Raw genomic sequence first — 25399 nt, 5'->3', positions numbered from 1 at the left:
ACCGGACGAACTGATGAGCCGGAGCGCCAGGCTATGAAACCTCCCGAGGCGGCTCAGGGCTGGCGTCGACGGCGGCGCGGTCGAGTTCGAGGCCGTGGGTGAAGAAGTGCGGGGGCAAGGTCAGCGGCGCGGGCGGCGGTTATCGGGGTCAACCCTGTTCGCCGCCATCGCCCTGGTCGTCTGGCTCTCCGCTTTCCTCCTTGCGGTCAACCCGGGCCGCGACTCGGGCGAGGTCAGGCAGGTACCTTCGCCCGTTCCCCTCCTCCGGGTAAGGGCGGCAGGCCTCGCGATGAGCGGCAGAAGGCTGACGCCGGACCACATCACCCCCATAGTGCTCATATCATCTGAATGTCCGCATGGATGCTTAACTCCACACGAACGAAGTACCGTCGGGCTTGTCCGTGTGCACACTCATCATCTGATTCGGGGGAATCACCATGGCCGGCACGGTCACCGTTGATCCGCAGGCGCTCACCGCCTCCTCAGGGGTGGCGAAGAACCTCGCCGAGGAGGTCACCAAACCTGTTCACGACGCGCTGACTTCGGCCACTACCGCCTCCGGTCAGCTCACCGGCTGGTCGATTGCCGCAGGGCTCGGAAAGCTCGGCAGCGACTGGGCCGCGCCGCTTGACGCGCTCCGGAAGCGACTCACCGACACCAGCACCAACCTGCAGACCAACGCCGACGCCCACGCACACAACGAGCAGGCAACCGCAGGCGCTTGGAGCCAGCGGAAGGCCGCGCAGTGAGCAGTGCCTACGAACTGTTGGTCGCGTTCGACCCGCACGGACTGCACGACGCCGCGAAGGCGTGGAAGGCGCTCGCCCACAGCATGGAGACCACGGCCACGCGGCACCGCAACCAGGTGAACGGCCCGCTGCGCCGGGGGTGGAAGGGCGCGGACGCCGAGGCCGCCTTCCCGTTCATGGACCAGACCGAGCAGCGGCTCGGCATCGTCCGGGTCGAGGCGGAGGCCGCCGCGCTGGCCCTGAACACGGTCGCGGACCGGATGTACCAGGCGCAGACCAACCTGACCAACGCCGTGCACCGCGCCCAGGATGCCAAGTTGACTGTGTCCGCCGAGGGGATTGTCGGCCTCCCGCCCGAGGGTCCAGGCGAGCACAACGACCCCGACGCGCAGGCCGCGCGCCGCAGCCTCACCGATCTCAAGACCGGCTTCCAGCAGCGGATCGACACGGCGATCAAGGACGCCCAGACGGCCAGCGACCAGGGCAACAAGGCCCTCGGCCACCTGGGTGCCGACATCCTCGGCGACCAGCGGGCGAACGGCGCCATGGCCGAGACCCGCACCGACGTCGCCGACGTCATGAAGGACCTCGGGCTGGCCGATCCGTACATCCCCGACGGCAAGGACCCGCAGAAGAACGCCGACTGGTGGAAGGGCCTCACACCCGACCAGCAGGAGACCTACCTCGCCCTGAACGCGGCCCGGATCGGAAACCTGGACGGCATTCCGGCGGGCGCCCGCGACGAGGCCAACCGCCTCGTCCTCGACCAGAAGCTCGACGCCCTCCAAGCCGGAACGCCCGCCTCCTTCGGCCTCGACCAGACCACGTACGACAAGCGCAAGGCCGCGCTGACGGAGATCAAGAAGAAGCTGGAGGAGAACGCCGACGCGAAGGACGAGGAGCACCAGCTGTTCCTCCTCGCGATCGACCCCGAGGCGTACGGGGGAGACGGACGCGCGATCGTTGCGACCGGCAACCCCGACAAGGCAAGCCACACCTCGGTGTTCGTGCCCGGGACGAACACCGACATCAACGGGGTGCCGGGCCAGATCGACCGCATCCGGCAGCTGCAGGGCTACGGCAAGCAATACGCCAAGGCCGGCGAAACCGTCTCAGTCATCTCCTACCTCGGCTACGACGCCCCGGAGAGCCTCGCAGGGGCGTCCAGCCCCATGCGCGGACTCGACGGCGCCGAGGACATGCGCCGTTTCTCCAACGGCCTCAGGGTGGCGCACGGCGAGCCTAGGACCCACCTCAGCTACATCGCGCACAGCTACGGCAGTTTCGCCGTGGGCGTCGCCGACAGCGGAGGAGGCCATGGCCTGGACGCCGACGACATCGTCACTCTCGGCAGCCCGGGCATGGGCGTCCTCACCGCCGAGCAGTTGAACGTCAACCCCGATCACCTCTGGATCGGCGAGGCCACCGACGACCCCACCCGCGCGGTCGGTGGCTTCTCGCTCGGCCCCAGCCCGCACATCGCGGGATTCGGCGGGAACAACATCCACATCGACACGTCCGGGCACGGCGGCTACTGGGACGAGGGCTCGGACAGCCTGAAGAACCAGGGCAGGATCATCGCCGGGAAGCCGCCCCACACCACATGGAAGGAGGACCCGATCTGGGGTTCGATACCCCACTGAACCGCCGGCCGGAAAGAGCCCCCATGCGCAACCTGATCACCCATCCGCCAGTCACTGGTACCCGGCTGAAGCAGCTCCTGGCGACGGCGCTGATGGCCACGACCCTCGGAGCCTGTATGTCCAGCCCCGGAACAGGGAAGAACGATCCCCTGCCCGTCAAATCCCGGCAGGAAACACTCGACTGGGCGAAGCAGCTCACCGAGCACCTGGCCCAGACGGCCGGGATCCGGATCAACGACGAACCTGCCGACCCCGTCTTCACCTCGTGCATCGGCAAGAACGGCGAGACCGCGCCCGACGACCGCTACATCCTGATCTACGGCGTCCACAGCAACGTCCCCAACGCCCAGCACAACGACGTCGTCCGCAAGGTCCGCGACCGGCTCACGAGCGAGGGCCTCAAGATCACCGAATACCAGGAGACCCAAGGCGCGGAACCGGACTCCACCGTCAGCGCACGCCACCCCAGCAGCCGGTACGTCGTCGATGTCGCCAGCACCGCGGGCAACGACCGCATGGTCCTGAGCGTCACCACCCCGTGCCTGATGCCGCCGTCCGCATCGCCCGCCCCCACCCCCTGACCGGTCCGTCGCCAGCTGCAACGGCCCTGGATCGGGGTCCGTAGGCAAGGTCCCGCCTTCGGAACGCTGATCCGTTGGTGAGTCAGATGCGAGGTCAACGGCCGGCCAGCAACGCGCTCGCCAGCGCAGTGGCGGTGCTCGGCCCCTTGCCGTGGCGAGGTCGTGCTCCGGACAGTGACGGCATGCGCACGGGACCGCGTTCCCGGCGGGCCTTCTCGATGACCGTCGTCCCGGTCTCCGCCTCCAGCACGGGGGCGTAGCCGGCGGCCCGAAGCGCGGCAAGGGTGGCTTCGGGCTCGGCCGTGCTGATCAGTACGGTCGGCGCGATCCGTCGCAGCCCGAGCCTGGACAGCGCACGGGCCGCGGCGAGCTCCGACACCAGTGCCTCGTCATCGGAGCGGATGCAGCAGGCGGAGCGCACCACTCGCATCCTGCCGTGGGTCCTTGCGGTGTCCTTGATCAGGTACTCCAGGGGCTGCGGAAGCGGCCGCCCGCCCTCGGAGACGTCGGCCAGCCGAGCCAGCAGGTCGGCGGCGTCCAGTCCGGAGTCCAGCGCCCGGCGGACCGCCGCAGGGGTGATCCGCCACACCACGGCATGCCCCTCCGACTCCCGGTCCGCACAGGCGGCCAGCAGGTCGGTCAGCTCCGATGCGGCAGCTCCGGCGACCACGGCCGTGAGGTCCGCCTGGAACCGGGCGGTGGTCTGTGGCGCGGGCAGCAGCGCGTCCAGGGCTGTGGACAGCTGCCGAACCGCGTCGTCCAGAGCAGGATGGTCCCGCAGCGCCGGCCCGGCGCCCGGAACGGCGGGGAAGTGGCGGTGTGCACCCGCCCTCAGGAGCCCGAGCACGGCGTGCCCGAGCGGAGTCAGCGCTCCGTGGGCGACGACCCCGAACAGCTCCGCCTCCGCCAGGGTCGCCTCGACCCGCTCAGCCTCCCACGCACCTTGGGCGAGGGCGGCCGGGCGGAACCAGGCCGCCGTGGCGCTGAGACCGGCGAGAGCGGTCGCCCGAGCACGAGCGGACTTGCCGGTGGGGACTCCGTGCCCGGCCGGGAGGGTGGCCAGAGCCTCCAGCACGGCATGGCGCAGATCGACAGCCTCGCCGTCCTCCGGCGTGACCAGCGCGACCGGGGTCTCCTTCTCGTCCGGCCAAAAGCTGAACACCTCGGGCACCACCGCCCAGGTGGCGACGAGCGGCAGCAGCCGCTGAGCGGGTGGAGCCGCCAGCCACTCGTCGTACCGCTCGGTGGGCAGCATCCGAGCAGGTGGCTGCGATTCCGGCCGACGCGCGCGGCCCCGTCCTCTCGTCGGGGCCTCCGCTTCCTCGGCGCAGGGGGTGATCAGGTCCGCGTTGTTCGCCAGGTCGAGCCACAGCCGGGCTTGTTCCTCCGGCATGCCGACCGCCTTCGCCAGCCGACGGGTGTCCCGGACCGCGATTCCGCCCGCCTTGCGCACAGCGAGCGGCTGCACGGCCACCTGACGGAGCATCGACTCGACCCGGGAGGCCGCCTCGGCCAACGCCGCCTGCGCCTGGCTCTCGACTGCACCATCCGGGATCTCCACCGCTCCCTCGACCGGGGGCGGGGCAGACTGGTAGCTCGGCGCGCGGTCGTGGTCGCGCAACGCGTCGGCCACCTCGCGCGGCAGTTCCGCCAGGTCCTCATCCACCGGAAGGACCAGGCCGCGGGCGGCCAGCCAGTCCGTGCCAGGGTCTCCCGAGCCGCCTTCCCGGAAGGTGAACCTGCCTCCGGAACCCGGGTAGAAACCGCCGTACCGGGAGACGAAGCAGTGCGTGCGCAGCAGTGGCGGGCCCGGGACCAGTTTGTCCAGCAGGTCCAAGGCCGCGGGCGGCGCCTCGGCGGCCATGGCGCGCACGCGCTTCGCGTCCCTGAGCACGTCCACGATCTGCCGCTGCGCCTCGTCCCGAGTCCGCGCCTTCGCGAGCCCCAGCCCCTGCGCGATGCGGTGAATCTCCGGAGCGTTGAAGGCCTCGGTGAGCAGTTGTTCGGCGGGCCGACCGTAACCGCCGCCTTCACCCGCCTGGCGGTGGACCAGGATCGGAACGACGACCCTGCTTCCGGACGAGGGCAGTACCAGGGCCCGTTCGGTCAGCCGGGACAGCGCGGCCTCAGCCGCGGACCGACCCGCGCCGTCGAGTTGCAGGAATCGGAAGAGCTGGTCCCGGGTCACGGACCGGTCAGCGGGGTCGACCGCAGGCGCGTCGAGCCGTGGAGAACGGCCGCCGTAGCCCATGAACAGGTGATGAGCAGGCGCAACGGCCGGTAGCGGACCGTGCAACCGTTCGGCCAAGGTCGCCACAGCGACCAGCAGTTGAAGGTCCCCGAGGCTGATCTCGCTCAGCCCCAGGGCCGTGGAGGCGTCCGTCAGCAGGTGGCCGGCCAGATCGGTCAGGCTCGCCACCCTTGCCGCGTAGGGAAGTTCGCGCTGCTCCAGCAGTTCGGTCAGCTGCGAAGGAGTGCGGTCGGCCAGCCAAACGCGAGGCTTCGTTCGGCTTTCACCACACCCAGCGTAGTGAGCCGCCGGCGGGACGGCAGACGGTTGCCGCCTCCCGCCCGAGGGCAGGCCGTGCGACGGCCGCCGGGTATGCCGCGGCTGACAGACTCGCGGTCATGACCTTCGCCATATCGATCGAGCGCACGGACCCGCCGTACATCGCTGCCGAGCGCGAGTCGCTCGCGTCCTGGCTGGACTGGCACCGGGCGACACTTCTGACCAAGCTGAACGGACTGACCGAGGAGCAGGCCCGGTTCTCGCCGGTGCCTTCGGGGACGAGCCTGCTGGGGCTGGTCAAGCATCTCACCGAGTGTGAGCACTACTGGATCGCCCGGTGCGTGGCCGAGGTGGACGAGCCGGCGCTCTTCATCACCGAGGCGGACCCGGAAGCGGATACGAAGGTCGCCCCGGACGACACGATCGAGCAGATCGTGGCCGGGTATCTGAAGGCCTGTGCCCGCAGCCGCGAGATCATTGCCGCGCTCGCGGACCTGGAGGAGACCCACACGCTCCGCCATGGCAAGACCGACGTGCGATGGGTGCTGATGCACATGGTCGAGGAAACGGCCCGGCACAACGGGCATGCCGACATCATCCGCGAGCTGATCGACGGTGTCACCGGCGAGTAGCAGGGCCGAACACCGAAGCCGGCGGAGGCCCCGGGGAGTTCACTCTCCGGGGCCTCTCGCGTTCCCTAACTCACCCGCGCGGGAGGGCGGTTGGCCGTCAGGCCAGCTGGGTGGCGAGCCAGTCGGCGGTGGCCGGGAGCCAGTCGGGCAGAGCGGTGCCGAGCAGGTGGTTGCCGTGCGGGACGAGCAGCAGTTCGGCGTTCGGGGCGTGCTCGGCGAGGACGGTGGCGTTGGTGACACCCGGGATGCGGTCCTCGCCGCCCTCGACCACCAGCAGCGGGAGGGTGATCGTCGGGGCGAGCGCGGTCAGGTCCAGCCGGTCGGCGAAGGCGCGGGCCGCCTCCGGGCTCCCGCAGCGCTGGACCAGCGTCTCGGTGACGAACGGGGGCAGCTCCGCCCAGTCCAGCCGGTACGGTCCGCTGACCGTCGCGGCGGCGCGCAGCCGGGGCTCGTGGGCGGCGGCCCGCGCCGCGTAGTAGCCGCCCAAGCTGAGGCCGACCACGGCGGAGCGGTCGAGGTCCAGGCCTTCCTGGTCGGCGAGCGCGTCCAGGGCCCGGCCGACCACCCGGTGGTAGTCCGGCTCCGGCGCGCTGGTGGCCGCCAGCACCCCCTGGCCGGGCCCGTCCATCGCCAGCACGGCGACCCCCCGGGCCAGCAGGGCCTCGACCAGGGTGTGGAACTCCTCCTTCGAGGAGTCCATGCCCGGCACCACCAGCACCACCGGGGCCCCGCCCCGGACCGCCGCCGGCCGGCGCAGCCAGCCCGCGAAGCCCTCGCCCTCGACCCGTCGCGCGCCCGGCTCCAGCAGCGCCAACGACCGCCGCATCGCCTCGTCCGCCTCGGCGGCGAGCCGCGCGGCGGCGGCCCGGTCGGGGTGCGGCATCAGCCCGGCCGCGTGGAACCAGCGGGCGGCGCAGCGGTAGGCGGTGCCGGCGGTCACCGTCCGCCCCTCGGCCGCGGCCCGCTCGGCCTCGGCGACGTACCGGCGGCCGGTGGCGCCGAACGCCTCCGGCCACTCCTCCAGCGCGGCCAGCCCGGCGGTCACCCGGTCGTACTCGTACAGGTCGAGACCGGCTCCGTGCGCCCGTGGGCGGGCGTCCGCCACGTACGCGGGCAGCAGACCGGGGGTGTCGAAGAAGGACACGACGGGATTCTCCGTTCAGACGAGAGTGAGCACGGCCTTGCCGCGGATCCGGCGGTCGCGCAGGTCGGTGAGGGTGGTCGCGGTGTCGCCCCAGGGGGCCGTCCGGCCGATCTCCGGGGTCAGCCGGCCGGCCGCCGCCAGGCGCACCAGGGTGGCCAGGTCCGGGCCGTACGGGACGTCGGAGTCGGCGTAGTGGAAGTGCCGCAGGGTGGCCGACTCGGGGCCCTTGAAGAAGTCGAAGAAGTCCAGGGTCACCGGCGTCCGCGAGGCCTGCCCGAACCAGACCAGGGTGCCCCGCCGGGCCAACCGGGCCAGCGCCACCGGCAGGTTCGCACCCCCGGTCGACTCCAGCACCAGGTCGTACGGGCCGCGCGCCTCCCCGAGGTCGTGCACCACCTCGGCCGCCCCCAGCTCGGCCAGCCGACGACCGCGCTCCGGCGAGGCGGTGACCACCGTCAGCTCGGCCCCGGCCGCGGCGGCCAACTCGGTGAAGTAGTGCCCGACCCCACCGGAAGCCCCGGTCATCAGCACCCGCCGCCCGGCCACCGCCCCCACCGTCCGCAGCAACCGCAGCGCGGTCAGCCCCGCCAACGGCAACGCCGCCGCCCGCACCGCGTCCAGACTGTCCGGCAACTCGGCCACCGACCCCACCGGCACACACACGTACTCGGCCCACCCGCCCGCCGGAGGATGCGCGACCACCCGCCGACACACCGCCGGCCCCGACCCGTCGGCCGCAGCCTGCACCACCAGCCCCGCAACATCCTTCCCCGGCCGCCACCCCGGCTGCGGCGCCTCCAGCTGAAACGTCTCCCCCCGGTTCACCGAGAACGCCTCCACCTTCACCAGCACCTCCCCCGGCCCCGGCTGCGGCTGCGCCACCTCCGCGAACCGCACCAGCTCCCCCGGCTCCCCCGTCGCCACCAGCGCCTTCATCCCCGCACTCCCATCCACTCGGCAGACCCCCACCCCACCCCGCCCACCCCCACCCGGTCCAACAACCCCCCACCCCCACCCACAACCACCAGTTGTCACCCCACGGGCACCGCCCGCTGCCCATGGGGCGCGGACGAAGAGGGCCGCTGCAAGGGGACGATGGAGGTGAGCCGTCACCGGCGCGCGGGGTGTTGCCCCATGGGCGCGCGGGCAACGCCCCGCGCGCCCACCACCCCCCTCCCCCCTCACCCGCCCAAGGCGAGAGGGACGCGCTGCGGGAGGGGGCGGTGGAGGGGGTGGGTGCGGAAGGGGGCGTGACGGGTGATTTTCAGACCGCCAACGGCGCCCAGCCCCCCCACCATGAGGGTCGGCGGTCTGAAAATCATCCAGCCCCCGGAGCGCCCACCCCCGGAACCGCCCCCGGACCCACCCACCCTCCCGAGAGCCCACCCCCGAACCAAAGCCCCGCGCAGCGGCCCCCGCTAGGGTGCCGAGGTGGATCTGGATCTGGCACAGGTAAGAGCCTTCACCGCAACCGCCGAAGAACTCCACTTCGGCCGCGCCGCCGCCCGCCTGGGCATCACCCAGCAGGGCCTGTCGAAGCGAGTGGCCCGCCTGGAGGCCGCCCTCGGCGTGCGCCTGCTGGAGCGGGACGCCCGTGGCGCGGCCCTGACCGCCGCCGGTTCACGGTTCCTGGAGCCGGCCCGGCGGCTGCTGTCGCAGGGCGAGCGCGCGGTGGCGACGGTGCGCGGCGCCGGGGCCGGACGGCCACTGCGGATCGACGTGTGGGGCCACCTCTACGCACCGATGCGCACGCTCGCCCAGGCGGTGGACGCGGCGCCGGGGCTGGAGGTGGAGCCGGTGCCGGGCCGGGACCTGCCCTCGGTGGCGGCGGCGTTGCTGCGCGGCGAGTCGGATGCCGGGTTCGGCCGGGTGCACGCCCTGCCGGACGGCGCCGACGCCGGGTTGACGCACCGCCTGGTCCGACTCGAGCCGGTGGACGCGCTGTTGAGCGTCGACCATCCGCTGGCGGGCCGCGACACCCTGGCCCCGACGGACCTGCGCGGCAGCGTGCTGCGCTACCCGGCCGCCGTGGACCGCCTGGACTTCCTGACCCGCTTCGCCACCCGGTTCGGCATCGACGGCCGGGTCGGTTCGACCAACCTCGGCCTGGAGCACTTCCTGGACCAGGTAGGCGCCGATCCGACCTGCTTCTCGCTGGTGCCGGCCGACGGCCCGCTGCCCGACCGCCCGGGCGTGCGGACCGTTCCGCTGGCCGACCCGACCCCGCTGTACGCCTGGTCGCTGCTCTGGCGCTCCGACCGCGAGGCCGACCGGGACCCCGACCGGGACGGCCAACTGGACTTCCTACTACGGGCGTTCACCGCGGAGGCGGCCCGCAGCCGGTGGCTGGAGTACGACCCGGCCCGGGACTGGCTCCCGGACGCCGACGAGGCCGCGCTCCAGCCATGAGTGCTCCGGTCCGGTGCCAGGGTGCCGGGGCGCCGGTGTGCCGAGGCGCGGGTTCACCACCAGGTGGTCTGGGTCCGCAGCACCGACCCGTCCGCGGCGTAGGAGACGACGGTGTTGTCGGCGGAGCCCGGTCTGCGGACGACGGCGTACCAGCGGACCGTGGAGTCCCCGACCGCGACCGGCACAGCCTCGACCGAGCCGCCGGTCTTCCAGCCGACCACGACCCTGGCGACCTCGGGCCGGACCGGGACGACCACCATGTCCGGGCTGCCGGCCGTCCCGACCACGCGGTTGAGCATCACGCCGCCGATGACGGCGTCGGTGCCGGTCGGTTCCACCCCGCCCGGGGCGGGGACCGGATCCACGTAGTCGCCCGGCTGCCGCTTGCCGTCCACGACCAGGTAGACGTCGGCCCGGTCCGTGGCCGGGTCCCAGGCCGGGCCGACGTCCTGCCGGGGGGGCGGCGGGAGGCGCGGGTCGGCGGCGAGCCGCTCCTCCCCGATCAGCCGGCTCTGCCGGAGGCTGTCCTCCGCGGTGGGGGCGGCCGGCCACAGGGCGACCCAGGCCTCCAGGGCGTGGCCCTTCGCCGTGCCCTCGCCGACCTTGACCCGGACCGGCGTGAACGGGTCCCGGACGGCCCGGGACGGACCGGCCGAGGCCACCGGTGAGACCGAAGCCGTCGGGGTGGCCGTCGGGGTGACCACCGACGACCCCGGCGACCCCGACCCCGACGGCCCCGCACCCGACACCCCCGGAGCCCCCGGACCGACCGCCCCCGGAACACCCGCCCCCGCAGCCCCCGGGGAGACCGCCGCCGGCGGTACCGCCGCCACCGAGGCGCCACCGGCACCCCGCCCGTACCCGCCGAACACCGTGCCCGGACCGCCGAGCAGCGTCCCCGCCCCGCCGACCGCCACGACCAGCCCGGCGACCGCCGCCCCGGTCAGCAGCCGGCGCCGCCTCAGCCGCCGCTGCCCGCCGGCCAGCAGCCGGTCGTACGGCACCGGACCGGCCTCGACGCTCTCGGCCAGTTCGCCCAGCTCCCACGAGACCGCGGCCTCGGCCGCCTCCACGTCCTCGTTCCCGGGCATGGACTCCGTGCTCATCTGCTGCTACCTCCGATGCTGGTCAGTCCGTTGAGTGAGGAGGACTCCCGCAGTTTGGCCAGCCCCCGGGCGGCCTGGCTCTTCACCGTGCCGACCGAGCAGTTCATCGCGGCCGCGGTCTGGGACTCGCTGAGGTCCTCCCAGTACCGCAGCACCACGGCCTCCCGCTGGCGCGGCGGCAGGGCGGCGAGGGCGGTGAGCAGCACGGCCCGGTCGTCCGGGTCGGGGCCGGCCGGGGCGGGCCGGTCGGGGAAGGCCTCGACCAGGTACTCGGCCGGTCTGCGCCGGAATCGCCGGGCGTGCTCGTTGATCAGGATGCGGCGCACGTAGGCGTTCGGGTCGTCGGCCGCCCGGACCTTGTTCCAGTGCACGTAGGCCCGTTCCAGCGCCTGCTGGACCAGGTCCTCGGCGCCGTGCCGGTCCCCCGCCAGCAGGTAGGCCGTCCGCAGCAGCCGTGACCACGCACTGCCGGTGAACGCCCGGAACTCCTCGTCCCGTGCGGTCTCGTGGGCTCCCATGAGCACCTCCTCCCCCTCCAGAGTCCGGAACGGCCCTGGATCGTTGCCCGGCTCACCCCACGCATTCCGCACAGCCCTCGCGATGCCCGGCTCACCCCACCCGTTCCGCGCGGCCCGCGCGACCGGGGCGCCCGGCGTTCGCGATTCCCCACCGGCGGCTGTGACACTGGAGGGGCTCGAAAACCGAGGTGCGCTCCGCCGTGCCTCCTTGCGAACCTAGAGGGATGCCCGCAGTGAGTTCTCCCGCAGTCCAGTCCGCCTCCGTCCCCGCCGAGGGTCCCGGAATCGGTGAGCTGGCCGCCCGCCTGCCCGAGCTGACCCTGCGCGACGAGGTGCGGATCGGGCGCCGGCTGGAGGGGGCCCGCCGGGTCCGCAAGCCGGAGGCCCGTCAGCAGATCGCCGCCGAGATCGCCGCCGAGATCGACCGCGCCGAGCTGCTGGTCGAGCAGCGCCGGGCCGCCGTGCCGAAGATCACCTATCCCGCCGAGCTCCCGGTCAGCCAGAAGAAGGACGACATCCTGGCGGCGATCCGGGACCACCAGGTGGTGATCGTCGCCGGTGAGACCGGCTCCGGCAAGACCACCCAGATCCCGAAGATCTGCCTGGAGCTGGGCCGCGGCGTCCGCGGTCTGGTCGGCCACACCCAGCCGCGCCGGATCGCCGCCCGCACGGTGGCGGAGCGCGTCGCGGAGGAGCTGGACACCCCGCTCGGCGAGGCCGTCGGCTGGAAGGTCCGGTTCACCGACCAGGTCGGCCGGGACACCCTGGTCAAGCTGATGACGGACGGCATCCTGCTGGCGGAGATCCAGACCGACCGGGACCTGCGCCAGTACGACACCCTGATCATCGACGAGGCGCACGAACGCAGCCTCAACATCGACTTCCTGCTCGGCTACCTCAAGCAGCTGCTCCCCCGCCGCCCCGACCTCAAGGTCGTGATCACCTCCGCGACCATCGACCCGGAGCGCTTCGCCCGGCACTTCGGCGACGCCCCGGTGATCGAGGTCTCCGGCCGCACCTACCCGGTCGAGGTCCGCTACCGTCCGATCGTCGACGACGCCGACGACGAGGCCGACGAGGCGGACCGCGACCGCGACCAGATCCAGGCGATCTGCGAGGCCGCCCAGGAGCTGCAGGACGAGGGCCCGGGCGACATCCTGGTCTTCCTCTCCGGCGAGCGCGAGATCCGCGACACCGCCGACGCCCTCACCAAGCTGAAACTGCGCAACACCGAGGTTCTCCCGCTGTACGCCCGGCTCAGTTCGGCCGAGCAGCACCGGGTGTTCCAGCGCTCCAACAGCCGCCGGATCGTGCTGGCCACCAACGTGGCCGAGACCTCGCTGACCGTCCCCGGCATCAAGTACGTGATCGACCCGGGCACCGCCCGGATCTCCCGCTACAGCCACCGCACCAAGGTGCAGCGGCTGCCGATCGAGGCGATCAGCCAGGCCAGCGCCAACCAGCGCAAGGGCCGCTGCGGCCGCACCTCGGACGGCATCTGCATCCGGCTCTACTCGGAGGAGGACTTCCTCTCCCGCCCGGAGTTCACCGACGCCGAGATCCTGCGCACCAACCTGGCCTCGGTGATCCTGCAGATGACCGCGGCCGGCCTGGGCGACATCTCCGCCTTCCCGTTCCTGGACCCGCCGGACTCGCGCAACATCAAGGACGGCGTCCACCTGCTGCACGAACTGGGCGCGCTGGACCCGGAGGAGAAGGACCCGCGCAAGCGGCTGACCGCGCTCGGCCGCAAGCTGGCCCAGCTCCCGGTGGACCCGCGGATGGCCCGGATGGTGCTGGAGGCGGACCGGAACGGCTGTGTCCGGGACGTCATGGTGATCGCCGCCGCGCTGTCCATCCAGGACCCGCGCGAGCGCCCGGCCGAGAAGCGCCAGGCCGCCGACGAGCGGCACCGCCGGTTCAACTCGGAGACCTCCGACTTCCTGTCCTACCTGGCGATGTGGCGCTACGTCCGGGAGCAGCAGAAGGAGCTGTCCTCCTCGGCCTTCCGCCGGATGTGCAAGTCCGAGTTCCTCAACTACCTGCGGATACGGGAGTGGCAGGACGTCTACACCCAGCTGCGCACCGTCGCCAAGCAGTTGGGCGTGACGATCGAGGAGCCCCATCCCGACGCCGAGCCGGACGCGGACCGGATCCACCAGTCGCTGCTGGCCGGACTGCTCTCCCACATCGGCCTGTTCGACGTGGAGAAGCGCGAGTACGCCGGCGCCCGCGGCGCCCGTTTCGCGGTCTTCCCGGGCTCCGGCCTGTTCAAGAAGCCGCCGCGCTGGCTGATGTCGGCCGAGCTGGTGGAGACCTCCCGGCTGTGGGCCCGGATCAACGCGAAGATCGAGCCCGAGTGGGTCGAGCCGCTGGCCGAGCACCTGACCAAGCGCAGCTACAGCGAGCCGCACTGGGAGAAGAAGTCCGGCGCCGTGCTGGCCTACGAGAAGGTGACCCTCTACGGGGTGCCGATCGTCGCCCAGCGCAAGATCAACTACGGCCGGATCGACCCGGAGCTCTGTCGCGAGCTGTTCATCCGCAACGCGCTGGTCGAGGGCGACTGGGAGACCCACCACAAGTTCTTCGCCGAGAACCGCAAGCTGCTCGGCGAGGTCGAGGAGCTGGAGAACCGGGCCCGCCGCCGGGACATCCTGGTGGACGACCAGACCCTGTTCGACTTCTACGACGCCCGGCTGCCCGAGGAGGTCGTCTCCACCCGGCACTTCGACTCCTGGTGGAAGAAGGCCCGGCACGAGCAGCCGGACCTGCTGAACTTCGAGAAGTCGATGCTGATCAACGACGCCGCGGACGGCGTCACCGAGGCCGACTACCCGGACCACTGGCAGCAGGGCAAGCTGCGCTTCAAGCTGACCTACCAGTTCGAGCCGGGCAGCGACGCGGACGGCGTCACCGTCCACATCCCGCTGCCGGTGCTCAACCAGGTCACCGCGGAGGGCTTCGACTGGCAGATCCCCGGTCTGCGGGAGGAGCTGGTCACCGCGTACATCAAGTCGCTGCCGAAGGCGATCCGGCGCAACTTCGTGCCGGCCCCGGACTTCGCCCGGGCGGCGCTGCGCGCGGTGAAGGACCGCCAGGAGCCGCTGCTGCCGTCCCTGGAGCACGCCCTCAAGCGCCTGACGGCCGTCACGGTGCCCCCGGAGGCCTGGGACGACGAGCGGGTCCCGGACCACCTCAAGGTGACCTTCCGGGTGGTGGACGGGAAGCGCCGGCTCGCCGAGTCCAAGGACCTGGAGGAGCTGCGGATCGGGCTCAAGCCCAAGTTGAAGGAGACGCTCTCCTCGGCGGCCTCCGGCCGGGGCATCGAGCAGAGCGGGCTGACCGCCTGGCCGGCCGGGCTGCCGGTGCTCCAGCGCACCTTCGAGCAGCGCTCCCGCGGCCACTCGCTGCGCGCCTACCCGGCACTGGTGGACGAGGGCGACACGGTCGGCGTGAAGCTGTTCGACACCCCGCAGGCGCAGGCGCAGGCGATGTGGGAGGGCACCCGCCGGCTGCTGATGCTGACCACCACCTCCCCGGCCAAGTCGATCCAGGGCCGGCTGGGCAACCAGGCGAAGCTGGCGCTCTCGCACAGCCCGCACGGCTCGATCGCGGCCCTGTTCGAGGACGTCGTCGCCGCCGCGACGGACCGGCTGATGACGCTGGCCGGCGGCCCGGCCTGGGACGAGGCGGCCTTCGGCAAGCTGCACGACAAGGTGCGGGCGGACCTGTACGACCTCTCCGCGGACACCACGCTCAAGACGGCGACCGCGCTGATCGCCTTCCACAAGGCCTCGACCCGGTTGAAGTCGGTGAGCAGCCCGGTGCTGCTGAACGCGGTGAACGACGTCCGGCTGCACCTGGCCTCGCTGGTGCACCCGGGCTTCGTGACGGCCACCGGCTGGCAGCGGCTGCCCGACCTCAAGCGCTACCTGCTGGCGGTGGACCGCCGGCTGGAGGCACTGCCCAACCACCCGCAGCGGGACGCCCAGCAGCTGCTGAAGGTCCAGCAGGTGCAGCAGGCGTACGGGGAGCTGCTGGCCGCCGTACCGGCCGGGCAGCAGCCCTCCGAGGAGGTGCGGGCGATCCGCTGGATGATCGAGGAGCTGCGGGTCAGCTTCTTCGCCCAGGGGCTGGGCACGCCGAGCCCGGTCTCGGAGAAGCGGATCACCAAGGCGATGGAGGCGGCCCGGGCCACGCTGTGACCCGGGCGGCACCGCTGAGCTGCGGGTGCGCGCCGGGGCCCTCAGGAGCCAGTTCGACCTGGGGGCCCACCATGGGCTACAGTCTGTCTTGTTCGCAGCGCGGCAAGCGAGTGAACGAGATCAGAACACTCTGGTCCCGTGGAGCAGTTGGTTAGCTCGCCACCCTGTCAAGGTGGAGGTCGCGGGTTCAAGTCCCGTCGGGATCGCCGCAGTGCGAGAGGCCCGGAACCGTCAAGGTTCCGGGCCTCTCGCGTTTGGCCGTAAGGCCCCTACTCCGAACTAGGTCTAGACCACAAGAGGTCGGGCGCGTGACGGTCGTCACTCACACCCCCCGGAAACCGTCCCCGAAACGACCCGTTCCGGACTCCACTAATTTAATATGTAAAATTGCACTGTTATTCACTGTAAATCCCCCCCGCATCATGCGCACCGAATCGTTATCCGGAGTTCAGCATTCCGACCACCGGGGGGCCGTCGCCGGGTACGACAAAGGGGCCGCTTACCGGACCCGGCGGAGTCCGGTAAGCGGCCCCTTCGAAAGAGCCTTTGGCCTATCAGGCCTCAGTGCGCTGAGCGGGAATCCCCGCCAGCAGAGCGCGCACCTCCGCCTCACGGTAGCGGCGGTGACCACCGAGCGTGCGGATCGACGTGAGCTTGCCGGCCTTGGCCCAGCGGGTGACCGTCTTCGGGTCCACGCGGAACATGGTGGCAACCTCTGCCGGCGTCAGCAGCGGCTCAGCATCAGGGGTACGAGCGGTCATGAGCGGCCTCCTCGGGAGAACCGAACCAGGGCGGTTCTATCCTTCAAATTCTGCACCTTGGCCCGCGATGCCCGAAATGGCATAGACGGGCCGAGTCGGTTATAGGACGAACGGCTTGTCCTGGTGTCTACAACTACACCATCCGTCCAGCCCTATCGACCAAACCGCCAAAATTGACCCCTCACGGGTTCAAGGCCGACGGATGGCGATGGACCACCCCATAACGGACAGTCACACGGCTGTGACGTCCGGTTACGAGGGGACCAGACCCTCCGTTTCCCCGCAAAGCACGCATCGACTCCAGAACCACCCAAAAGTGGGCACGCTCACGTGAAGTTGGGCTGGTTGTCCCATTTTTGCACATAGGGGTAAGTTCGCGTCAACGGTGAGTAGTGTCACGTTCGACAGCTATTGACCCGAACCGGGACCTTGGTCCGCGCCGTTGTGGACCAAAGACCCCTCACAGTCATACACGGGCGGTCGGACCTCAGTTCGCGTGCCGCAGCGCCAGCACCCGCTGCCACCGCCCCGTCAGCTCCCCGTACGCCCGCAGCGCCTCGGCGGTGTCCCCCGCCCGCAGCGCGCGCAGCCCGTCCTCCAGCTCCCCCGCCGAACGGTCCGCCAACAACCGCTCCGGCCCCAGCAGATGCACCAGCCCCCCGTAGTCCAGTTCCACCAGCGAGCGCGGGTGGAACTCCTCCAGCCACCGCCCGACCCGCTCCGCCCCGCGCACCAGCTCCCCGGCCGGCACCGCCTCGCGCAGCGCCCGGTAGGCCCGCGCCACCCGGCGCCGCGCCTGGGCCATCGGCACCAGGTAGAACAGCGCCGCCGGCCTCCCCCGCTCCCCCTCCTCCGTGCCCGCTCCCCCCGGAACGAAGCACCGGTCCTCGTCCCCGAACGGCAGGAACCAGCGCACCGGGACCTCCCACCGGCTGGTGAGGATCCACGGCCGGGCGTCCGGGTGCCCGGCCAGCCAGCGCTCCCGGTCCGCCTCGGCGGCCGCCCGGGTCACCGGCGGCACCGCGGTGTCCACCAGCGCCACCGGGGCCCCCGCCCGCAGCTCCTCCAGGGCCTGCCAACTGCGCAGCCTGGTCGCCCACGGGCACACGTACAGTACGCCGTCCACCGTCCTCAGGTACGCCCGGCCGCTCTCCTGCTCCGGCAGCGCCCTGGGCGTGCGGGCGGCCAGCTCCACCAGGGCGGCCCGCTGCTCCTCCAGCACCGCCGCCGCGACCGACTGCTCCGCCGCCGCGGCGTCCGGCCCGTGCTCCGCGGCGTAGGCCTGCCAGTGCGCCCGCTCGGGCTCCGGATAGGCCGCCAGCGGCTCGTAGACCCGCAGGTGGGCCGCGTAGGGCGGCAGTACGGAGGTGCGTACGACGGTCACGTCCTGCATGGTCGCACGCGCCGCCCGGCCCGGGGAGGGCGCGACCCCGAACCGTTCGCGCCCGCACCGCGGCACCCCTTCTGTCTCACTCCTCGGACAATGGGCACAAGCTCGGACAAGAGGGCTGATCGGGCCCGCGCGCGCGACTACGCTTTCGCCCCAGACGCCCGCACCACAGCAGCGGGCCCTCGATACTGGAGTCACCACAGTGACCGACGTACAGACCCCGGCCACGCACCCCGCACCCGGTGTGCTCAGCAGGATCTTCCGGACCGAGCAGGACGGCGCCCCCGGCGACGGCCACGAGCAGGTCGTCCTCTGCCACGACCGCAGCTCCGGCCTCAAGGCGATCATCGCCATCCACTCCACCGCGCTCGGCCCCGCCCTCGGCGGCACCCGCTTCTTCCCGTACGCCTCCGAGGAGGCGGCCCTGGAGGACGCGCTGAACCTGTCCCGCGGCATGTCCTACAAGAACGCGCTGGCCGGGCTCGACCTCGGCGGCGGCAAGGCCGTCATCATCGGCGACCCGAACAAGGACAAGAACGAGGCGATGCTCCGGGCCTACGGCCGCTTCGTCGAGTCCCTGCGCGGCCGCTACATCACCGCCTGCGACGTGGGCACCTACGTCCAGGACATGGACGTCATCGCGCGCGAGACCGAGTTCGTGACCGGCCGCTCGCCCGAGCACGGCGGCGCCGGCGACTCCTCCATCCTGACCGCCTTCGGCGTCTTCCAGGGCATGCGCGCCAGCGCCCAGGCCCGCTGGGGCCAGCCGACCCTGCGCGGCAAGCGGGTCGGTGTCGCGGGCGTCGGCAAGGTCGGCCACTACCTGGTCGGCCACCTGGTCGCGGACGGCGCCACCGTCGTCGTCACCGACCCCTTCGAGGCGGCCGTCAACCGGGTGCGCGCCGCCCACCCGGAGGTGGAGGTGGTCGCCGACACCACCGCCCTGCTCCAGGCCAAGCTGGACGTCTACGCCCCGTGCGCCCTCGGCGGTGCGCTGACCGACGCCTCGGTCGCCGCGCTCGGCGAGTTCGGCACCTCGATCGTCTGCGGCGCGGCCAACAACCAGCTGTCCCACCCGGGCGTCGAGAAGGACCTGGCCGACCGCGGCATCCTCTACGCCCCCGACTACCTGGTGAACTCCGGCGGCGTGATCCAGGTCGCCGACGAGATCGACGGCTTCAACTTCGAGCGGGCCAAGAACAAGGCCACCAAGATCTTCGACACCACCCTGGAGATCTTCACCCGGGCCGCCTCCGACGGCATCCCGCCGGCCGTCGCCGCGGACCGCCTGGCCGAGAAGCGGATGCGCGAGATCAGCGCACTGCGCACGGTCCTGCTGCCTGCCTCGCGCCGCAGCTGATCCGGCGGCCTGATCCGGCAGCCTGATCCGCCGTCCTGATCCGGCTCCGCCCGGACCCCCTCCGGGCGCCGGACGCGCGGGGGGCCGACACCTTCGGCCCCCCGCGCATCACGATGTGGAACCGGATTCTCACTTCTCCGCCCGAACGGGTGATCCGAGGTCCCCCTAGGGGGGATAATCGGTCCTGGAACGACGGACCTCGAACACCTCCGGACAGCGCGCAAAACGCCGCAAAACCTCCCCTGACCTGGGAAGACCCGGTCGCGGGTGCAGCCGGTACGCGCCACGTCACAACCACGACGTACCGTCCAGCGGCGGAAACAGGTACCGTTAATGCTCCAAGGGACGGTCCTCCCATTCGGGCAGGCCGGTCCTGATCATGAACACGTGTCAGACTCGGGGCCGTGAGCCCCATCGTTGAGGGGGTCGACCCATGGGGCGCGGCCGGGCCAAGGCCAAGCAGACGAAGGTCGCCCGCGAGCTGAAGTACAACAGCGGCGGGTTCGACGCTAATCGTCTGTCCAACGAGCTGGGCGTATCGCCGTCCACCGCTTCGATCGAGCCGGAGCCGATCGAGGAGGAGGAGGACGACGACCCGTACGCGGAGTACGCCGCCCGCTACGCCGACCTCGACGACGACGGCGACACCGAGCCGGGCACCGGGCCGTCGCAGGCCTCTCGCCGCTCGTAACCGCAGCTTCGCCTGACCGGTCCTGACGCCCCTGGGCGCCGGACCGGTCTTCGGCGTTCTGTGTATTCGCCCGGCTCGCCTCCGGGGCGCTCTGACCCGGTGCCGACGGTCGGCGCTCCGGCGCGCTACTCGCCCGCTCGCCTCCGGGGCGCTCTGACCCGGTGCCGACGGTCGGCGCTCCCTCGCTCCTTCGTCGCTCCCTCGCTTCTCCCTTTCGGCACCGGCGCGCCCCTTCGGCTCGGGGCGGGTTTGGCTCAGCGGGGCGGGTTTGGCTCAGCGTGGGCAGGAGGCCGCCGGGACGTGGAGAGGGCCCCTCCGGTGCACCGGAGGGGCCCTCTTCGCGTCCGACCGGGGTCAGCCCGTCGTGAAGCCCTCGTAGGCGTTGTACAGGGCCGCGCCGGCCCCGTGCTCGTCGGTGCGCTCGACCACGTCACCGAGCAGCCAGGCCTCGACGCCGCGGTCCTCCAGGATCGACAGCACCACGTCCACCGAGTGCGGCGGGACGACGGCGACCATGCCGACGCCCATGTTGAGCGTCTTCTCGATCTCCAGGGTGGCCACCTTGCCGACCTCGGCGACGGTCCGGAAGACCGGCAGCGGGGTCCAGGTGCCGCGGTCCAGGCGGGCGTGCAGGCCGTCCGGGATCACCCGGGCCAGGTTGGCCGCCAGGCCGCCGCCGGTGACGTGCGAGAAGGCGTGCACCTCGGTGGCGCGGGTGAGCGCCAGGCAGTCCAGCGAGTAGATCCGGGTCGGCTCCAGCAGCTCCTCGCCGAGGGTGCGGCCGAACTCCTCGACCTTGCGGTCCAGCTTCCAGCCGGCCTCGTTCAGCAGCACGTGGCGGACCAGCGAGTAGCCGTTGGAGTGCAGGCCGGAGGCGGCCATCGCGATCACCACGTCGCCGGCCCGGACCCGCTCCGGGCCCAGCAGCGCGTCGGCCTCGACCACGCCGGTGCCGGCGCCCGCGACGTCGTACTCGTCCGGGCCGAGCAGGCCCGGGTGCTCGGCGGTCTCGCCGCCCACCAGGGCGCAGCCGGCCAGCGCGCAGCCCTCGGCGATGCCCTTGACGATCGAGGCGACCCGCTCCGGGACGACCTTGCCGACGCAGATGTAGTCGGTCATGAACAGCGGCTCGGCGCCGCACACCACGATGTCGTCCACCACCATGCCGACCAGGTCGTGGCCGATGGTGTCGTGCTTGTCCATGGCGGCCGCGATGGCGACCTTGGTCCCCACGCCGTCGGTGGCCGAGGCCAGCAGCGGCCGCTCGTAGTCCTTGAAGGCGGACACGTCGAAGAGCCCGGCGAAGCCGCCGAGACCGCCGACCACCTCGGGGCGGTTGGCCTTCTTCACCCACTGCTTCATGAGCTCGACGGCGCGGTCGCCCGCCTCGATGTCGACACCGGCGGCGGCGTAGGTGGCGCCGTTCTGGTTGGAGCTGGTCACTGCGGCCCTCTCGGGTCAGGTGGGGGTGGTTCGGAGACAGCGGTGGGGCCCCGGTTCGCGGGACCCCACCGTGGGTCGTTACGGGCGGCGCAGCGCGTCGGCCGCGCCCGCCCCGCCGAGCAGCGACTGGACGCCGTCCAGGTCGCTGCCGCTGGTCGGCTTGCCGCGGACGGCCGGCTGCTGCTGGCCGCCCTTGATCTCGGCCTCCAGCAGGAGCTTGCCGAGCAGCGCCGGGTCGGGCAGCTCCATCGGGTACTCGCCGTCGAAGCAGGCCCGGCAGAGCTTGTCCTTGGGCTGCTTGGTGGCCTCGATCATGCCGTCGATCGAGATGTACGCGAGCGAGTCGGCGCCGAGCGTGCGGCCGATCTCCTCGATGGTCATGCCGTTGGCGATCAGCTCCGCGCGGGTGGCGAAGTCGATGCCGAAGAAGCAGGGCCACTTCACCGGCGGCGAGGAGATCCGGATGTGCACCTCGGCGGCGCCCGCCTCGCGCAGCATCTTCACCAGCGCGCGCTGGGTGTTGCCGCGGACGATCGAGTCGTCCACGACCACCAGGCGCTTGCCGGCGATGACCTCGCGCAGCGGGTTCAGCTTGAGCCGGATGCCGAGCTGGCGGATCGTCTGGCTGGGCTGGATGAAGGTGCGGCCCACATAGGCGTTCTTCACCAGGCCGGAGCCGTACGGGATGCCGCTGGCCTCGGCGTAGCCGATCGCGGCGGGGGTGCCGGACTCGGGCGTGGCTATCACCAGGTCGGCCTCGACCGGGGCCTCCTTCGCCAGCCGACGGCCCATCTCCACCCGGGAGAGGTGCACGTTGCGGCCGGCGATGGAGGTGTCGGGGCGGGCCAGGTAGACGTACTCGAAGACGCAGCCCTTGGGCTTGGCCTCGGCGAAGCGCGAGGTGCGCATGCCGTTCTCGTCGATGGCGATGAGCTCGCCGGGCTCGACCTCACGGATGAAGGAGGCGCCGCAGATGTCCAGCGCCGCCGTCTCGGAGGCGACCACCCAGCCGCGCTCCAGCCGGCCGAGCACCAGCGGGCGGATGCCCTGCGGGTCGCGGGCGGCGTAGAGGGTGTGCTCGTCCATGAAGACGAGCGAGAAGGCGCCCTTGACCTTCGGCAGCACGACCTTGGCCGTCTCCTCGATGGAGAGGTCCGGGTGGCCGGCCAGCAGGGCGGTCACCAGGTCGGTGTCGTTGGTCGCGGCGGTCCGGCCGGAGCGCGAGATGTGCTCCTCGCCGGGCAGTTCGGCGACCATCGCCGCCAGTTCGGCGGTGTTCACCAGGTTTCCGTTGTGCCCGAGGGCCAGCGAACCGTGGACGGTCGCGCGGAAGGTCGGCTGGGCGTTCTCCCAGACCGAGGACCCGGTGGTCGAGTAGCGGGCGTGTCCGACGGCGATATGCCCGTGCAACGACCCCAGCGAGGCCTCGTCGAAGACTTGGGAGACGAGTCCCATGTCCTTGAAGACGAGAATCTGGGAGCCGTTGCTCACTGCGATGCCCGCGGATTCCTGACCGCGGTGCTGCAGGGCGTAAAGGCCGAAGAACGTGAGCTTGGCGACCTCCTCGCCGGGAGCCCAGACACCGAAGACGCCACAAGCGTCCTGGGGGCCTTTCTCGCCGGGAAGAAGATCGTGGTTGAGTCTTCCGTCACCACGTGGCACGCCTTCGAGTCTAGGGCAGTTGACCAGGGCTTCCGGTACCCGGGACGTCCGCTCCGGGCGGCGATCGCGGAGTAACGCGCGTAGACAAAACCCCTTACGGAGCCGGGAATTCGGGTGGGGGAATTCCGGCGAGCGGCGGTTGGCCTTGCGGTTCGCGCCTGTTGGGGCTTTCCGTGTGCGCAGCGTCGGCCGCCGGGCGGCTCCGAACGTGAGCCTGCTCACCCGGGGTTCACCCGGAGGTCACGCGGCGGGCAGCAACAGGCCCCAGGCGCCCGGGTACACCGTCCAGGTCCGGGCCCGGACCGGGCCGACCGGATGGCCGTCCGCCTCGTAGCCGAAGCCGCGCCCGACCACCGAGACGCTGGCCGCCCGCACCCGCACCAGCGCGCCGGGCGCGCGGACCACCACCTCCAGCACGCCGACGCCGTCCGCGCCGGTGAGGGTCAGCTCCACCAGCCGGACCGGGCGGTGCACGTCGGCCAGCAGCCGGCCGTCCGCCTCCACCCGGACCCGGGGGCTGTGGTCGACCGCGTCGGAGGTGAGTGCGTTCGCCTGCTCGGCCGCAGCCAGTTTCGCCCATAGCGAACGCCAACCACCCGGACGGCCCCCGGAGCGGCGCGCACCGCCCCCGGTGATCCGCACCCCGCCGAGCGCCACCCCGCCGCCGTCGTCCACCAGCAGGTCGAAGGTGCGCGGCGACCCCGACAGCACCGCCCGCGCGGCCCGCACCGGCTCCTCCGGCACGCCCAGCGCTCGGGCCGCCGCCAGCTCCTCCGTCCGGCCCACCGGAACCATGCCCACCGGATCCGCGCCCAGCTCACGCTGGCGGTGCAGGGCCTGGAGCACCCGTTGCAGGGCGAGGTCGGAACCGATCACCACCGGTCGCCGCCGACCCCGGTGCGAAAGCATCCGGTCGAGCTCGGTCGGGTTGTCCGGATAGGCCACCTTGACGTCCGCACCCCCGCAGAGCACGTCCTTCGCGATCCGCACCGACTCCCCGTCGGTCTGCCGGGCCACCGGGTCGAGCAGCAGCAGAAGGGGCTCGGGACCGCCGGTTCCAGGCGTGGACAGGGACGACACGACCGGTCCTTCCTCAGGTAATCTCTCGGTGCAAGAGCCCCTTGCGCCATTGCGCCAGGGGCTTCGTCTATCTCGGGGCAGACTGCGGCCTACGCAGGATGCCCCAACCGGAAGGGGTGTACGCCTGTGCCGGCACTCGTGCTCGTTGGCGCTCAGTGGGGGGACGAGGGCAAGGGGAAGGCCACCGACCTCCTCGGCGGCTCCGTCGACTACGTCGTCCGCTACCAGGGCGGCAACAACGCCGGTCACACGGTGGTCATCGGCGACCAGAAGTACGCCCTGCACCTGCTCCCCTCCGGCATCCTCAGCCCGAACGTGACCCCGGTCATCGGCAACGGGGTCGTCATCGACCCGGGCGTGCTGCTCTCCGAGCTGGCCGGCCTGAACGAGCGCGGCATCGACACCTCCAAGCTGCTGATCTCGGGCAACGCCCACCTGATCACCCCGTACCACCGGACCATCGACAAGGTCGCCGAGCGCTTCCTCGGCAAGCGCCGGATCGGCACCACCGGCCGCGGCATCGGCCCGACCTACGCGGACAAGATCAACCGCGTCGGCATCCGCGTCCAGGACCTGTTCGACGAGTCGATCCTGCGCCAGAAGATCGAGGCGGCGCTGCACGACAAGAACCAGATCCTGGTCAAGCTCTACAACCGCCGCGCCATCCCGGCCGACCTGGTGGTCGAGGAGTACCTGGGCTACGCGGAGAAGATCCGGCCCTTCCTCGCCGACACCACTCTCGTGCTGGACGAGGCCCTCAAGGCCGACAAGGTCGTCCTGCTGGAGGGCGGCCAGGGCACCCTGCTCGACGTCGACCACGGCACGTACCCCTTCGTGACCTCGTCGAACCCGACCGCGGGCGGCGCCTGCACCGGCGCCGGCATCGGCCCCACCAAGATCGACCGGGTCATCGGCATCCTCAAGGCCTACACCACCCGCGTCGGCTCCGGCCCGTTCCCGACCGAGCTGCTCGACGAGGACGGCGAGGCGCTGCGCCGGATCGGCGGCGAGCGCGGTGTCACCACCGGCCGCGACCGCCGCTGCGGCTGGTTCGACGCCGTCATCGCGCGCTACGCGACCCGGGTCAACGGCCTCACCGACTTCTTCCTCACCAAGCTGGACGTGCTGACCGGCTGGGAGCAGATCCCGGTCTGCGTCGCGTACGAGATCGACGGTCGGCGGGTCGAGGAACTCCCCTACAACCAGTCGGACTTCCACCACGCCAAGCCGATCTACGAGACGCTGCCGGGCTGGACCGAGGACATCAGCAAGGCGAAGACCTTCGCCGAGCTGCCGAAGAACGCCCAGGCCTACGTGAAGGCGCTGGAGGAGATGTCCGGCGCGCCGATCTCCGCCATCGGCGTCGGCCCGGGCCGGGACGAGACGATCCAGATCAACTCGTTCATCTGAGCCTGCTGCTCCGGGAGGGGGGGGGGGGGGGGGGGGGGGGGGGGGGGGGGGGGGGGGGGTGGGGGGGGGGGGGGGGAAGGGGGGGGGGGGAGGGGGGGGCGACGGA

The 25399-nt window shown here is 71.8% G+C and carries 19 protein-coding genes and 1 tRNA gene; 10 read left to right on the top strand and 10 right to left on the bottom strand.

Annotation, left to right across the window (positions count from 1 at the left end):
- Window positions 1–437 precede the first annotated feature (437 nt).
- The 3 genes from ACZ4W5_RS32185 to ACZ4W5_RS32175 are packed head-to-tail and all read left to right on the top strand — an operon-like array spanning window position 438 to window position 2973.
- Window positions 438–749 carry a hypothetical protein gene (locus ACZ4W5_RS32185; RefSeq protein WP_465658528.1) on the top strand — a complete coding sequence of 104 codons (312 nt, stop codon included), beginning with the start codon at window positions 438–440 and terminating at the stop codon, window positions 747–749.
- Complete coding sequence (locus ACZ4W5_RS32180; protein WP_465658526.1) at window positions 746–2392, top strand: alpha/beta hydrolase; 1647 nt, start codon at window positions 746–748, stop codon at window positions 2390–2392. Before ACZ4W5_RS32185 ends, ACZ4W5_RS32180 begins: the two co-directional genes overlap by 4 nt.
- 23 nt (window positions 2393–2415) lie before the next feature.
- Window positions 2416–2973: a hypothetical protein gene (locus ACZ4W5_RS32175; RefSeq protein WP_465658525.1), complete on the top strand. Its 558-nt coding sequence runs from the start codon at window positions 2416–2418 to the stop codon at window positions 2971–2973.
- 94 nt (window positions 2974–3067) lie between these two features.
- On the opposite strand, the gene ACZ4W5_RS32170 is transcribed toward ACZ4W5_RS32175, so the two are convergent.
- Entirely contained in the window at window positions 3068–5392 is a 2325-nt protein-coding gene (locus ACZ4W5_RS32170) for a helicase-associated domain-containing protein (RefSeq protein ID WP_465658523.1), read from the bottom strand.
- 209 nt (window positions 5393–5601) lie between these two features.
- Between ACZ4W5_RS32170 and ACZ4W5_RS32165 the strand changes: the two genes are divergently transcribed.
- Window positions 5602–6114: a DinB family protein gene (locus ACZ4W5_RS32165; protein WP_465658522.1), complete on the top strand. Its 513-nt coding sequence runs from the start codon at window positions 5602–5604 to the stop codon at window positions 6112–6114.
- 97 nt (window positions 6115–6211) lie between these two features.
- On the opposite strand, the gene ACZ4W5_RS32160 is transcribed toward ACZ4W5_RS32165, so the two are convergent.
- Both ACZ4W5_RS32160 and ACZ4W5_RS32155 read right to left on the bottom strand, forming a co-directional pair.
- A complete protein-coding gene (locus tag ACZ4W5_RS32160) occupies window positions 6212–7258 on the bottom strand; it encodes an alpha/beta hydrolase family protein (protein WP_465658521.1) in 1047 nt (348 codons plus the stop codon).
- A 15-nt stretch (window positions 7259–7273) separates the two neighbouring features.
- The gene (locus ACZ4W5_RS32155; protein ID WP_402487206.1) at window positions 7274–8194 is read right to left on the bottom strand and encodes a zinc-binding dehydrogenase; all 921 of its coding nucleotides are present in this window, start codon (window positions 8192–8194) and stop codon (window positions 7274–7276) included.
- A gap of 495 nt (window positions 8195–8689) precedes the next feature.
- Between ACZ4W5_RS32155 and ACZ4W5_RS32150 the strand changes: the two genes are divergently transcribed.
- The gene (locus ACZ4W5_RS32150; RefSeq protein WP_360242429.1) at window positions 8690–9667 is read left to right on the top strand and encodes a LysR family transcriptional regulator; all 978 of its coding nucleotides are present in this window, start codon (window positions 8690–8692) and stop codon (window positions 9665–9667) included.
- Between the two features lie 53 nt (window positions 9668–9720).
- Here the strand turns inward: ACZ4W5_RS32150 and ACZ4W5_RS32145 are convergent, their stop codons facing one another.
- Window positions 9721–10773, bottom strand: coding sequence for a hypothetical protein (locus ACZ4W5_RS32145; RefSeq protein ID WP_465658519.1), 1053 nt, complete (start codon window positions 10771–10773; stop codon window positions 9721–9723).
- On the bottom strand, window positions 10770–11291 hold the full coding sequence (locus ACZ4W5_RS32140) for a SigE family RNA polymerase sigma factor (RefSeq protein WP_360242435.1): 522 nt from the start codon (window positions 11289–11291) through the stop codon (window positions 10770–10772). The genes ACZ4W5_RS32145 and ACZ4W5_RS32140 overlap by 4 nt, the downstream gene beginning before the upstream one ends.
- Window positions 11292–11515: 224 nt before the next feature.
- Here ACZ4W5_RS32140 and hrpA point away from each other — a divergent pair, with 224 nt between their 5' ends.
- Window positions 11516–15496, top strand: a complete 3981-nt coding sequence (hrpA, locus tag ACZ4W5_RS32135; protein WP_465658517.1) for an ATP-dependent RNA helicase HrpA — start codon at window positions 11516–11518, stop codon at window positions 15494–15496.
- Between the two features lie 132 nt (window positions 15497–15628).
- Window positions 15629–15702 (top strand) — tRNA-Asp (locus tag ACZ4W5_RS32130).
- A 348-nt stretch (window positions 15703–16050) separates the two neighbouring features.
- On the opposite strand, the gene bldC is transcribed toward ACZ4W5_RS32130, so the two are convergent.
- Both bldC and ACZ4W5_RS32120 read right to left on the bottom strand, forming a co-directional pair.
- Entirely contained in the window at window positions 16051–16257 is a 207-nt protein-coding gene (gene bldC, locus ACZ4W5_RS32125; protein ID WP_014137253.1) for a developmental transcriptional regulator BldC, read from the bottom strand.
- A 487-nt stretch (window positions 16258–16744) separates the two neighbouring features.
- Window positions 16745–17641, bottom strand: coding sequence for a DUF8083 family protein (locus ACZ4W5_RS32120; protein ID WP_465658516.1), 897 nt, complete (start codon window positions 17639–17641; stop codon window positions 16745–16747).
- 208 nt (window positions 17642–17849) lie between these two features.
- Here ACZ4W5_RS32120 and ACZ4W5_RS32115 point away from each other — a divergent pair, with 208 nt between their 5' ends.
- Together ACZ4W5_RS32115 and ACZ4W5_RS32110 are read left to right on the top strand one after the other, a co-directional pair.
- Window positions 17850–19007: a Glu/Leu/Phe/Val dehydrogenase dimerization domain-containing protein gene (locus ACZ4W5_RS32115; protein ID WP_465658515.1), complete on the top strand. Its 1158-nt coding sequence runs from the start codon at window positions 17850–17852 to the stop codon at window positions 19005–19007.
- 433 nt (window positions 19008–19440) lie between these two features.
- The gene (locus ACZ4W5_RS32110) at window positions 19441–19698 is read left to right on the top strand and encodes a DUF3073 domain-containing protein (RefSeq protein WP_049654080.1); all 258 of its coding nucleotides are present in this window, start codon (window positions 19441–19443) and stop codon (window positions 19696–19698) included.
- Window positions 19699–20052: 354 nt separating this feature from the next.
- On the opposite strand, the gene purM is transcribed toward ACZ4W5_RS32110, so the two are convergent.
- The 3 genes from purM to ACZ4W5_RS32095 form a co-directional block, all read right to left on the bottom strand.
- Complete coding sequence (gene purM, locus ACZ4W5_RS32105) at window positions 20053–21141, bottom strand: phosphoribosylformylglycinamidine cyclo-ligase (RefSeq protein ID WP_360242447.1); 1089 nt, start codon at window positions 21139–21141, stop codon at window positions 20053–20055.
- Window positions 21142–21219: 78 nt separating this feature from the next.
- The gene (gene purF, locus ACZ4W5_RS32100; protein ID WP_360242450.1) at window positions 21220–22803 is read right to left on the bottom strand and encodes an amidophosphoribosyltransferase; all 1584 of its coding nucleotides are present in this window, start codon (window positions 22801–22803) and stop codon (window positions 21220–21222) included.
- A gap of 240 nt (window positions 22804–23043) precedes the next feature.
- On the bottom strand, window positions 23044–23883 hold the full coding sequence (locus ACZ4W5_RS32095; RefSeq protein WP_465658513.1) for a diacylglycerol kinase: 840 nt from the start codon (window positions 23881–23883) through the stop codon (window positions 23044–23046).
- A 126-nt stretch (window positions 23884–24009) separates the two neighbouring features.
- Between ACZ4W5_RS32095 and ACZ4W5_RS32090 the strand changes: the two genes are divergently transcribed.
- Window positions 24010–25293 carry an adenylosuccinate synthase gene (locus tag ACZ4W5_RS32090; protein WP_360242456.1) on the top strand — a complete coding sequence of 428 codons (1284 nt, stop codon included), beginning with the start codon at window positions 24010–24012 and terminating at the stop codon, window positions 25291–25293.
- Window positions 25294–25399 lie beyond the last annotated feature (106 nt).

This window comes from Kitasatospora sp. NPDC029367, from assembly GCF_055569135.1.
This window is presented reverse-complemented; position numbering and strand designations above follow the sequence as displayed.